The 12,178-nt window shown below is 60.7% G+C and carries 11 protein-coding genes and 1 tRNA gene; 6 read left to right on the top strand and 6 right to left on the bottom strand.

Annotated features, from left to right (window positions below):
• Positions 1-1,211 precede the first annotated feature (1,211 nt).
• The gene (locus ABEI27_RS08160) at positions 1,212-2,075 is read right to left on the bottom strand and encodes a lysostaphin resistance A-like protein (protein ID WP_375798909.1); all 864 of its coding nucleotides are present in this window, start codon (positions 2,073-2,075) and stop codon (positions 1,212-1,214) included.
• A gap of 579 nt (positions 2,076-2,654) precedes the next feature.
• Here ABEI27_RS08160 and ABEI27_RS08155 point away from each other — a divergent pair.
• Positions 2,655-2,873: a hypothetical protein gene (locus ABEI27_RS08155; protein WP_375798908.1), complete on the top strand. Its 219-nt coding sequence runs from the start codon at positions 2,655-2,657 to the stop codon at positions 2,871-2,873.
• A 352-nt stretch (positions 2,874-3,225) separates the two neighbouring features.
• Positions 3,226-3,453: a hypothetical protein gene (locus tag ABEI27_RS08150; RefSeq protein ID WP_375798907.1), complete on the top strand. Its 228-nt coding sequence runs from the start codon at positions 3,226-3,228 to the stop codon at positions 3,451-3,453.
• An 876-nt stretch (positions 3,454-4,329) separates the two neighbouring features.
• Here ABEI27_RS08150 and ABEI27_RS08145 read toward each other — a convergent pair.
• The 5 genes from ABEI27_RS08145 to ABEI27_RS08125 form a co-directional block, all read right to left on the bottom strand.
• Entirely contained in the window at positions 4,330-5,346 is a 1,017-nt protein-coding gene (locus ABEI27_RS08145) for a tyrosine-type recombinase/integrase (protein WP_375798906.1), read from the bottom strand.
• 152 nt (positions 5,347-5,498) lie between these two features.
• Positions 5,499-5,571: transfer RNA gene (locus ABEI27_RS08140), tRNA-Arg, on the bottom strand.
• A gap of 77 nt (positions 5,572-5,648) precedes the next feature.
• On the bottom strand, positions 5,649-6,236 hold the full coding sequence (locus ABEI27_RS08135) for a 2Fe-2S iron-sulfur cluster-binding protein (RefSeq protein WP_375798905.1): 588 nt from the start codon (positions 6,234-6,236) through the stop codon (positions 5,649-5,651).
• A gap of 79 nt (positions 6,237-6,315) precedes the next feature.
• Complete coding sequence (gnd, locus tag ABEI27_RS08130; protein WP_375798904.1) at positions 6,316-7,218, bottom strand: phosphogluconate dehydrogenase (NAD(+)-dependent, decarboxylating); 903 nt, start codon at positions 7,216-7,218, stop codon at positions 6,316-6,318.
• Positions 7,219-7,287: 69 nt separating this feature from the next.
• Positions 7,288-8,160 (bottom strand): RimK family alpha-L-glutamate ligase, encoded by an 873-nt coding sequence (locus ABEI27_RS08125; protein ID WP_375798903.1) that lies wholly within the window; start codon positions 8,158-8,160, stop codon positions 7,288-7,290.
• A 71-nt stretch (positions 8,161-8,231) separates the two neighbouring features.
• Between ABEI27_RS08125 and ABEI27_RS08120 the strand changes: the two genes are divergently transcribed.
• The 4 genes from ABEI27_RS08120 to pepF all read left to right on the top strand — a co-directional run bounded on the left by ABEI27_RS08120 (position 8,232) and on the right by pepF (position 12,172).
• The gene (locus ABEI27_RS08120; RefSeq protein WP_375798902.1) at positions 8,232-9,329 is read left to right on the top strand and encodes an aminopeptidase; all 1,098 of its coding nucleotides are present in this window, start codon (positions 8,232-8,234) and stop codon (positions 9,327-9,329) included.
• Between the two features lie 69 nt (positions 9,330-9,398).
• Positions 9,399-9,881 carry a 30S ribosomal protein S6e gene (locus ABEI27_RS08115; RefSeq protein ID WP_375798901.1) on the top strand — a complete coding sequence of 161 codons (483 nt, stop codon included), beginning with the start codon at positions 9,399-9,401 and terminating at the stop codon, positions 9,879-9,881.
• A gap of 8 nt (positions 9,882-9,889) precedes the next feature.
• On the top strand, positions 9,890-10,318 hold the full coding sequence (locus tag ABEI27_RS08110) for a hypothetical protein (RefSeq protein ID WP_375798900.1): 429 nt from the start codon (positions 9,890-9,892) through the stop codon (positions 10,316-10,318).
• Between the two features lie 63 nt (positions 10,319-10,381).
• Positions 10,382-12,172 (top strand): oligoendopeptidase F, encoded by a 1,791-nt coding sequence (gene pepF, locus ABEI27_RS08105; protein ID WP_375798899.1) that lies wholly within the window; start codon positions 10,382-10,384, stop codon positions 12,170-12,172.
• Positions 12,173-12,178 lie beyond the last annotated feature (6 nt).

Genomic DNA, 12,178 nt, shown 5'->3' with positions numbered 1-12,178 from the left:
TGAGCGCGCTTACCGGGGTGAATCGACTGGAGTCGATGTGCTGCACCCACTCTCTAAGTCGGTCACACCGTTATTGATAGAGGCCAGGTAGGTCATTGAGTCGCTGCTTAATACACAGCGCGAATGCAGCACGTCGGACACGGAGAATCAGGGCCGTCTGATTTGATCAGTACAGGGCAGGCACCGATCACATAACTGAATTCAGTTATCTGTAGTGTCACAAGCGATTGTGTCTGCGCCGGTTAAATTCGGTGTACTCCCCTTTTGGAGTCCCTCGTTAGTCGGATCATCTCGAAGGGCAAAGCGGTTGGTGAGGTAGTACCACACGGATACCTCAAAGAATCCAGATGGGAGCGGTGTGGACGACGTCGTCGAAGTTTCTGTGTTGTCGAATTGAACACGGCTATCAATACCGACGGTGTATCCTCCTTGTGTTTGGGAAATCGCCCATTCGGGAACTTTCAGGTCGATCTCTATGCCCCCGTACTCAGGGAGTTTGGAATTGTACTGATATGCCCGTTCAAAGGCGGTTGCGAACGTCTTCGCTGTGGATACTGTCAGCGACTCTGGAATCGTGGGATATTGCTTCGTTCTGGATGAATCAGGTGTTGGCCGAAGTCGGGTTGATGATTCGCATTCGCCCTTCGACGGTGTCTGAACTGAGATTGATCGATCCGAAGTACTGGTAGACGGTGAAGATGGTTGGTCTGAATTGTTGGAAGATCCTGTTAGACAACCACCGAGGACAGTTGAGAGAGCGATACCGGTGGTAGCGAGGACTTCGCGTCGATTCATAACGAGGTAATCAAAAGTTCTGAAACAACCTCTAAATGCTTTCGGGGAACCGAACCTATTGACCTCTGCTTAGTTCGCAGTCCTACGGACTGTCTGATTCATCCGGATTAGTGTGAAACCAACAAAGGCTGACCGCTGACTTCATACTCTGTCTCTTGCAGGCTCTTCCTGACGGTTTCTGGGCAGGTCACTCCAAGCTATGCAAGATACAGGGCGCGTGTCTTGCAGTAAACTATCTCGGAGTTCGATTAGACCGGATCGGTCAACACAGATGAACGCAGTATCACACCGAATCGTTATCTACTCAGGATCTGTCAGAAACGGGCTGCTGAGTAGAGAGGCCGTAATCAGCTCAGTGGCGCCGTCACCTCGCTACAAAGGTACTGGAAATCTCGCCCAATAATAATACCTACTGGTTATTGCGTGTTCCTTCGATCCGGTCCGGAAGTTCCGGGCACCCCGACCACCACTGGATTCCTATCAGACCGACAGAGAACCTGATATCCGCCCACCAGTACGACACACCCTGCCAGAATCGCCTCGGCGACGAACGGCGCAGCCGTACTCGCTCGGGCAACGATGCCCGACACCTCAACGGGTGTCTCGAACAGTCCCGCCTGATTGTGTACCGCGTGTGCGATCATCGGTATCAGCAGGCATCCTCCCGACTCATTGTAGAACCACGCGTAGACGATTGACTGTCCGATAGTCCCGAGCACGTACCAGTGGAGCGTCGACGGATCGAACACACCCAAGTCGAACACAAAAAACAGCGGCAGATGCCACAGTCCCCAGAGAATCCCAATCCCGGCTGCCGAGAGCGTTGCCGAGTAGGATCGTTGTAGTCGCGGTTGAGCGAATCCACGCCATCCGAACTCTTCGAGACCGCCTGCCAAGAACAACACCACCGCCAATCCGACGACGTAATTCATCAGCGACGGCGGCGAGAAGCGCACCGGGAGTCCAGCCACGGCCTGGATCAGGACTTCGGCCTCGCCGGCCAGCAGGGGAAATGCCACGGCGAGCACGTACCAGAGGGGACTTATTCGCCAGTTGGTCACCTGTCCGAGCAACGCACGGACACTGTCACCGACGACGTAGGTCACGACCACTGCCCCGACTAACGGGCCCCAAGCACGCGGGAGGAGAAGGAGCATCGGAGGGGACGCTCCCCAGGCGGCGTAGACGACGGCGTCAATGCCGAACGACCAGCCGAGGGTGGCCAGTACGAACGCTAAAACGGGATGGTGTCGCATCCATCTGTGAACCGTGTCGGTCATATGTCACAATTCCTTCGAATGCTCATTAAAATCACGCTCTACAGAAGAAATGATTATCGGCGGCGAGAGTGGACGACTCAACGTGGACCGAGACACACAACAGACCATTGCCGTGTGGACAATCTTCCTTCTTCCATTCTCGGTCTTTGGCGGCTTTCTGTACATCCGAAATCAACTCACATTGGGGGTTATCGGTATGTACTGGTTCCCTCCAATCGTCCTGATGATCATCGGAGTTATCCCGCCACCTTGGAAACCACTTGGTAAATAAGCACGTTCACCTAACGGCTGTTTCGTCGCTAATTGGGTGAAACAAACGACAACCAACTGCTGACTACACGCTCTCTATTCAGCAGCCGGTTCCTGACAGGAGATAGGTAGCACCCGGGTCGGCCTGCCACAGCGTCCTCTGTATGGATCAAATGACCGTTGTCATCGGGGCCGCAGAAGTACTTGGAGCTGTTGGACTTGTTGCTACGGTCACAATCCCTGCATTCGCCGATATGGCGCTCGCGTGGTGGGTTATGGCCGTGTGTATGAGTATCGAAGGCGGTAATAGAGTGCGTGCTCAATTCATTGATGACATCGATGGGCACTCTTGAGGACCGAATCGAGGATCTCAAGACGACGCTGCAAGTGCTGTTCCTTGTCGGTATCGCGTTTGTAGTCGTCGGGAGCGCCGTGTGGATGACGAGTAGCGGGCAGGAAGGAACCGTTGGCGGACTCCTCTTGGTCGGGAGTGGCATCGTGGCACTGTTCGCAACTGTTGTTCTGAGCGATAGCGACACCCAGCCCTGACGCCAATCCACGCGATGACAGCCTCACAGAACAGCCGCCCATCACGGTATGAGAAACAGTCTATGACACCCGCTGCTGGTCGGAATGAAGAATTAATAGTCACGACTGGCAACAAGCATACATATTTGACCGGATTCGATCCGATTTCAGGAGTGAAGACCCGAAAACGATGCTCGTACTCGGGCTGTCGATGGTTATCACGGGGGGTCTGACCGCGGCAGGGGCCAGCGATGTGGGCATCGGTCCGGTTCTGGGAACTGCGGTGTTAGTTTGTGGTCTGCTCGTTCTAGGTGGCACGGTCGTCTGTGACAGCACTGAACAGCGCCAGTAACGACAGGTGGGGAAGGTCAATATGGAAGATACGATCTTGCAAGAGGTGGCGTCGCACGGTCCCGCCAGTTGGCTGCTCTCATCTGCGATGTTTCTTACCGGGCTCATCGCCCTGTTTGTAGCCGCCATACAGACGGACAATCACTGGATTTTGGTCGGCATCATTTTGATCACCTTGGCAGAGGCCATTAATCGGAGACGGCTGCCCGATCCGGACGATCCGCGCCCATCGTGGTGGCCGTGGAAGTAAGTGCACCGGGTCTTACCGACACCACAAGCGGCAGACGACTGAGTTTCCGCTGGTGATGCAATGAACGCCCACTACATACGATCATACCTGTGACCGCGAAAACAGCAAGTTGATGTCCCAGCGATACGGCGACGCTCTCTTGTTCCGAGTGTGATCACGACGGGCGAATCAATGGCGACTGGCTCATCCACGTCCTCGCCGAGTCGCTCACCTACGAGTGCCCACAGTGTGAAACGGCGATGAAATTCCCGCCAGCAGCGACGCGAATTGACGGAAAATAGTGCTGGCTCACTTCGCTTCGAACGGAGGAACTGACTGATCGAATCTCCCGACTGACCAATTCGCTATGAGAGATGCTTTCGGAGATACCGTGCAAGATATGCGCCTTGTATTCAGCAGGGCGTTCTCAATACAATCTCGATTTGACAGAACCCTCGACATTCACTAAGCACGCGGCTTCTCAAGACTGGTTCACCGAAAGACAAGTGAAATCAGTAGCAGCGAACCGGCCAGTACAGTCTGAACACTTATCGGCGGGGAGAGTCTTGTAGACAATATGATCCACGGTCTGTGGGACGTGTTCCTGTCTTTGATCGGGAACACGGATGAGGGGAGTGAGACCGACAGTAACAGACGGTTCACCCCATCACCGCTAGACCTGTCGGTTCGCGTCGGCCACGGAGGCAGAGACGATGAAGTTGTGCGTGAACTCTGTGAACTCGACGAACGCGCACGCGAGCTAGAAGAGAATCGGCGCGATCAGTAGGCAGCTCCTTCTAACGGCTATTCAGTGCGATCACAGGTGGAAAAATACCTTGTGAACCGTTGTATACTCCCTGTTAGTGTAATATCTGAATATGATTCGATTTACAGCCGCTAGATCGAATCGAGGAATTTCCGTCGCTGCTCTGCCTTCTCACGCTCAGTCCGCTCATCGTAGTGGCGGTCAAGCACCTCAGGTGATGTTGAAGCCCTATCAGAAACCACCGTATCTGGAACATCAGATCGGAGCCAGTGCGTAATCCCGCCTCTCCGGATCGCGTGCGGTGACAGCGACGACGGACAGTCGTATGCTTCCTTTCGCATTGTCGCGGCTGTACATTCCTCGGGATCACGGTCGTGCGGACACCCGGATCCAGCGACACACGGACGTGTCGTAGCGTAGGCGTCCGCCTGTAGTGTACTCACGTGCGGGCGTCCCTGTGTCGTTGTAATAAGAGGCTCACGGCCGTATTCGTCGGTCACATCGGTTCGATGCTCTTCAATGTAATCAGCGATCACGGATGCAGTTTCCGACTGCAACGCTAGGTACCGATTAGCGTCGTACTGATTTTTGAGCGGTGTACCTGTCTCCGGGCGGTGCCGAAGTTCGATTCCGGGCTCGTCACCGGTAAGATAGATGTCGTCAATATCGATCGCACGGATCGCACCGCGGCGTAGGAGTCCACGCCACATCAACAGTACCACGACGTGCTCACGGGTCGCATACTGGTACTTCGACAGGTAATCGATGATCCGGTCGGCGACATCCGAATCAAGCATCTCGCTGCGTTCATCCTCGCCTTTAGCGAGGGAGGGAACGTGGATTGCGTCGGCGAGCCCGTCACCGACGATTCTGGCGCTCTCGCACCAATTAATAAACACGCGGATCGTGCTGAGTTGCGTATTCATCGTTACCGTATTCGGATTTCCATTCTCCCGTCGCCACGCAGCATACCGTTTGATCGAGAGAGGAGCGATCGAACTCATATCATCGACCCCGACCTCACCGCACCACTCGATGAAGTGGTTAAGATGGGATCGGTGCGCGTAGATCGAACTGTCAGCGAGTTCGGGGGTATGGTCACTGATATACAATTCAACGGCTTCCGTGGGTTCGATTGACTCCGTCATAGTCTAGTTCGACGGATCGATGCACAGCGCGGGGTGCGACCTGCAGAAGGTTCAATTCTCCCTGGCTCTCCGGATGCGGTAAACGCGCGCATTCGGGCCTCTATCCGGTGATTTGGGCATAAGGTCTGATTCGGGAGCGGCAACAAAGAGAACGGACCCGACGGGATTTGAACCCGCGACATCCTGGTCCGGAACCAGGGACTCTGTCCACTGAGCTACGGGCCCCCAAAACGAGTAGGCTGGCTGCCTGTTTAACGGTTATGAACAACCACGAGACGCTGCGAAAGAACAGCTGCGGGATCTCAGGGCGCTTCCCCGGTTTCGATCGTGAAGTCCGCGCGGGGGTACGCAACGCACGTGAGGGTGTACCCCTCGCCGAGTTCGGCGTCGTCGAGCATCTGCTGATTGTCGTGTTCGATGTAGTCCTCGGAGTTGCCGCCGGAGGTGATCTGCCCGGCACAGGAGACACATTGGCCCTGCCGGCAGGCGTAGGGGAGGTCCCAGCCTTCTTCCTCACCCTGATCGAGGAGCGGTTCGTCGTTCGAGACCTCGATTGTCTCGCCCTGCTTGGCGAACTCGACCTCAAAGTACTCGATTTCGTCTTCCGGAATGTCGCTGGGATCGACCTCTTCGGCCTCTTCGGCCTCTTCGAGTTCGGCACCCTCTTCACCGCCGACGACTCCCCCTGCAGGGGCTGCGCCGCCGCCGATGGATCGGTTCATCGGTTCCGGGAAGTCCGTCTCTGGGAGCGTGCTCGCCCGCTGTTCGAGCACCTCTTGGGAGATGTCGCCGGTGGCCGTCCACCCGGTACCGCGAGCGTAGTGGATCGCCACCACGAGGAGCGTTAGGGTCACCCCGAGACCCAGCCCCACGAAGTTGATTTCGACCATACTGGCGCTATGGAATCGGGGGTTAAGGAAATTGTGATTATCGCGCCGGGGCCGACACGAACGGGCGAGATCCCGCCGCTCACTCGTTGCGTCGCTTCACTTCGTGCCGGCCGAAGCCGTATCGAAGCCGGTTCGCGAGTCGGCGGGCGAAGCGGCCGTCGTCGGCCCGACTGCCGAAGCGCTCGGCCAGCGCCTGATAGATCAGCGGCACCGGCACCTCCTGTTCGAGCGCCTCCTGGACGGTCCAGGTCCCGGTCGAACCGCCGGCGACGTGGTCGGCGACGTCGCCGAGGTCGCTGCCCTCCTCGCGGAAGGCCTCCTCACAGAGATTGAGCAACCACGAACGGATGACCGCACCGTTGTTCCACGTCCGCGCGACTGACTCCAGATCGATGTCATACCGGCCGTTCGCGAGGAGTTCGAAGCCCTCGCCGTAGGCCTGCATCAGCGCGTATTCGATGCCGTTGTGCACCATCTTGACGTAGTGACCCGACCCGCTCGGACCCATCCGATCGTGGCCTGCTGGCCCGGTCGCGACGGCGTCGAAGACGGGAGTCACCGCTTCGTAGGCCCACTCGGGACCGCCGATCATCAGCGAGAAGCCGAGTTCGGCGCCAGCCGGTCCGCCGGAGGTCCCGCAGTCGAGGTACGCTGCATCGGTCGATTCAGCGCGCCGCACCGACGCCTCGAAGTGGGAGTTACCGCCGTCGACGACGACGTCGGCGGAATCGAGATGCGGTTCGAGTTCCGTGAGGGTCGCGTCCACGGCGTCGCCGGCGGGCACCATCAGCCAGATTCGCTTCTCCTCGCCGAGGCGACCGGTGAGGTCAGCGAGGTCCTCGGCAGGGGTCGCGCCCGCTTCGGCGGCCGTCGCGACCGCCTCCGCGTCGAGGTCGAACGCCACTACGTCGTGTCCGGCGTCGATCACGCGGTCGACGACGATCTGTCCCATCCGGCCGAGGCCGACGACGCCAAGTTGCATACCAGCGCCTCCGCCCCCAGGCGAAGTAGTGATTGCGGTTTCTCGCGATATTGCACCGGGTGTCCCCGATCAGCACCGTTCGAGGAACGCCTCAGCGAGGCGGCCCCCGGCACCGTCGTCGGCCCGAAAGAACAGTCGGGGTTCGATCAGTTCGATCTCTATGAGGCGGAACGTTCCGTCCCGGACGATCCCGTCGACGCGGGCGTACAGCGGCACCTGCCTCTTCAGTTCGGCTGTCACCGCCTCGACGACGTCCGTCGCCTGCTCGATGAGTCCTCCCCGCGGCGACTCGGCCGCCGCGCGCCCGCCGTGTTCGGACTGAACGCGGAACTCGCCGGCTTCGGGCTGCTTTCGGACGGCGTGGCTGTACGCGCCGTCGAAGAAGATCAGCGACCACTCCCCCGCCTCGATTTCGTCGGCGAAGCGCTGGACTAACACGTCCCGGCGAGCGAGGATCTCGTCGAACCACGCCTGCGCCGCGTCGACGTCGGCCTGGGAGACCCGGTTCGTCTCGAACGCTCCGGCACTCATCGCGGGCTTGACGACCACCTCATCCCAACCGCGGTCAGCCATCAGCTCGTCGAGTGAGGCGTCTGCTCCCCGCTCGAGAAACGCCGTCTGGAGGGTCGGCACGCCCTGCTCTGCGAGGTCCCGGAGGTAGAACTTGTGGCTGTTCCACCGGAGCGTCCGAACCGGGTTCCACACCGAAGTCGGCACACGGTCGAGCCGATCGAGCCACGCGTCGAACGCATCTTCACACCGGTAGTAGTCCCAGATCGTTCTGACGAGAACCGCGTCGAACTCGCCCCACGCGACGGTTTCGTCCGACCAGACGACCGGCTCGGCGGTCACACCGCGGGCGTCGAGCGCGGTCCGGAAGGCGTCCTCGTCGTCGATGAGTGACGGCAGACCGGCGGCGGTGGCGAGGGCGACGTCTGTCACGATCCGGCGTCGGCCCTCCGCGATCATAAGTGAGGCGATACACGTTTGTCACCCCGCCCGTCAGATGACGTATGGACCCACGTGTCCGCGACCACGCGGAACTCCTCGTCGAGTGGAGCGCTCGGATCGAACCCGGCGACGACGTCGTCGTCAGCGTCGCCGAGGGCACTCACGACCTTGCGGTCGCCGTTGCGGACGTCCTCGGTGAGGTCGGCGCGAACGTCGCCACGACCTACGCTTCCGACGAGTTCGAGCGCGCCTACCAGCGCGCGCACGACGGCGACTTCGGGACGCCGGCCCACGAACGCGCGCTCTACGCGAACGCGGATTCAGCCCTGTTTCTGAAAGGCGGTCGCAACACGTTCGCGACCGCCGACGTCGACGGCGAGACCCAGCAGGCCGCCAGGCGGGCGAACTCACCGATCCGCGAGGCGCGCCTCGCCACCGACTGGGTTTCGACGCTCCACCCGACGCGGTCGCTGGCTCAGCAGGCAGAGATGGCCTACGAGGCGTATCAGGACTTCCTGTACGACGCGATTCTCCGTGACTGGGACTCGCTGGCGGCCGAGATGGGCCAACTCAAGGAGTCGCTCGATCAGGGGAGCGAGGTTCGACTCGTCCGCGGCGACGCCGAACTCACGATGTCGATCGAGGGCCGAACTGCGGTCAATTCCGCGGCTTCGGTCGTGTACGGCTCGCACAACCTCCCCTCCGGCGAGGTGTTCACCGCGCCGTACGACGTCGAGGGCGAGGTCCGCTTCGACGTGCCGATGACCGTCTCGGGCTCCCGCGTCCGGGACCTCTGGCTGCGCTTCGAGGACGGTCGCGTCGTCGACTACGACGCGGCGGTCGGCGCGGCGACGATCGGTGACGTGCTCGACACCGACGCCGGAGCCCGATCGCTCGGCGAACTCGGCGTCGGAATGAACCGCGGCATCGATCGCGCGACCGGCAACGGGATCATCGACGAGAAGATGGGCGATACGATCCACCTCGCACTCGGCCGCGCCTACGACGCGTGTCTTCCCGAAGACGAATCGGGTAACGAATCGGCGGTTCACGTCGATCTCATCACCGACGTGAGCGCGGACGCTCGGCTCGAAATCGACGGCGAGGTCGTCCAGCGGAACGGCCGCTTCCGCTGGGAGGACGGGTTCCAGTCCGCATAGGGGCCCGAGCCTCGCCAACGGGGAGTCGCTTTCGACGTGCTTTTTATCGGCGACCGTCTCGATCCCCCTATGGCTGAATTCAAAGTTGTCGTCTCCGATAAGACCGGAGACACCCAGCAGTTCGAGGTCGACGGACAGGACGCGAACCGATTCCTCGGCCGCGAACTCGGCGAGGAGGTCGACGCCGGCGCTGTCGGTCTCGATGGACGAACGCTCGAACTCACTGGCGGCTCCGACGAGGCTGGCCGCCCGATGCGAGACGACGTGGCTGGCGCGGACCTGAAGGAACTGCTTCTCGAGGGCGGCGTCGGCTACAAGCCCTCGCGCGACGGCGAGCGCAAGCGTATCACGGTCCGTGGCCGACAGATCTCGGAAGCGACCGCCCAGGTCAACGCCTCAATCGTGGACGGGACCATCGCCGGCGAGCCCGAAGAAGCGGACGCAGACGAGGAAGAGGCCGAGGCTGCCGACGAAGCGGGCGCAGATGAGGAAGCCGCAGCCGACGACGAAGACGCCGAGGCTGCGGACGAAGCCGATGCGAACGACGAGTAACTCTTCCCGTGGCTGAGCGCGTTCCGAGCGATCACACCGCCGTGACGAACCTCCGAGCGACGCTGGCCCGCAGCGGCGGTATCAGACGACCCTGTCTCCGACTTCCCGACGACGCCGCGGTCGAAGCCGACGACGTCATTCGCCTCCTGCTCGACGGAACGACGACGCACGCCCGCGTCGAGTCCGATTCTCGCGGGATGCTTCTCCGGGGCGCGTACGACAACGAGCGACTGGCGCGCGACCCGCCGGACGGCGAGAACCAGCTCGTCGGGTGGTGTCGGACCCACGACCGCAGCCCCGACGACACAGTCGTCCTCGACGAACTCGACCCCGGCTTCTGCTATGGGCTCCGAGAGCCCGGCAACCGACTCGTCTACAACGTTCCCCGGCGGCCGGACGAGTCGCTGCAGGACATCGCCTCCTCGCTCCGCGACTGACTGCCAGTCCCCTATTTTCACCGCGTGAGTAAGCCTTACCACGACTCCGGCGCTCCTTCCGGTATGAGTCAGGTGCCCGAGCGCAGCGAGATCGACCCCGAGTACAAGTGGGATCTCGCGAGCATCTACGAAGACGACGAGGCCTGGGAGGCGGCGTACGAGGCGATCGACGATCACGTCGATAACCTTCGTGAGTACGAAGGCCACGCGACGGACGACGCCGAGACCCTGCGTGAACTCCTCGACCTTCGTGAGGAGATCCTACGCGAGGTCTCGAAGGTGCGCAGTTACGCGAGCCTCCGAAGCGCCGAAGATACCCGAAACCAGGAGTATCAAGCCCTGCAAGCGAAAGCCGAATCGCTCTCGTCTTCGGCCCGCTCTGCGACGAGTTTCCTCGAACCGGAACTCCAAGAACTCGACGAGGCGGACGTCAAATCGTTCATCGAGGCCGAACCGGCCCTCGCGGAGTACGAGCACTACTTCGACGACGCGTTGCGGATGAAGCCCCACACCCGGTCTGCGGAAGTGGAAGAACTCCTTGCCGAACTCGGCGAGGTCGCGGGCGCGTCCTCGGACATCTATGGGATGCTCTCGAACGCCGATATGACCTTCCCGACCGTCGAACGGCCCGATGGCGAGGCGGTCGAAATCTCGCTGGGTAACTTCACGAAACTCCAGAAGCACCCGGATCGCGGCTTCCGCCGCGAGGTCTACGAACAGTTTTACGACGAGTGGGCCGACGTCCGCAACGCCGTCGGCACGTCGTTGAAGAACAGCGTCAAGAAGGACGTCAAATACGCCCGGGCACGAAACTACGAGACCGCTCGCGAAGCCGCGCTCAACGGTCCGAACGTTCCCGTTGCGGTGTACGACACGCTCGTCGACACCGTGCGGGCGAACCTCGATAGCCTCCATCGACACGCCGAACTGAAGCGCGACGCGCTCGACGTCGAGGAACTGGAGATGTGGGATCTCTATATGTCGCTGACGGGCGACGAGGGGCCGGACATCCCCTACGAGCAAGCCACGGAGTACATCGTCGAGGCCGTCGCACCGCTGGGCAAACCGTACCAGACCCGCGTTCAGGAGGGCCTCGATTCGCGGTGGGTCGACGTCTACGAGAACCGCGGAAAGCGCTCGGGCGCGTTCTCCGCGGGGACGTACGACACCCAGCCGTTTATTTCGATGAACTACCAGGACGACATCTCCTCGATGTTCACGCTGGCGCACGAACTCGGCCACTCGATGCACTCCGAACTTGCGAAAGACGCCCAACCGTGGCAGTATGCGGACTACACGATCTTCGTCGCCGAAGTGGCCTCGACAGTCAACGAGACGCTCCTCACACACCACCTGCTCGAGACGCTCGAAGACGACGAACTGCGGATGCACATCCTCGACGAGTACCTCGAACGGTTCCGCGCGACCCTCTACCGACAGACGATGTTCGCGGACTTCGAGTTGCAGATCCACGAAATCGCCGAAGAGGACGGCGCGCTCACGCCGGACCGCTTCGACGAACGCTACCGCGAGGTGAAGGCGGAGTTCTACGATCCTGCGCGGATCGACGACCGGATCGCCCGCGAGTGGATGCGTATCCCGCATTTCTACTACAATTACTACGTCTACCAGTACGCGACGGGGATCTCCGCCGCGGTCGCAATCGTCGATCAGATCCTCGAGGATGGTGAGGACGCCGCTGCGGCGTACCGGGAAGCACTTTCACTCGGTGGGTCGGCGTATCCGATCGAGGTGCTCGAGACTGCCGGCGTCGATATGACGTCCCCCGAACCGATCGAATCGGCGCTGTCGGTCTACGACGACTACCTGGACCGGATGGCACAGTTGCTCTGAGGCGGC

Origin of the sequence: Halobellus sp. (genome assembly GCF_042218505.1) — an archaeon.
Classification (GTDB): domain Archaea; phylum Halobacteriota; class Halobacteria; order Halobacteriales; family Haloferacaceae; genus Haloquadratum.
This window is presented reverse-complemented; position numbering and strand designations above follow the sequence as displayed.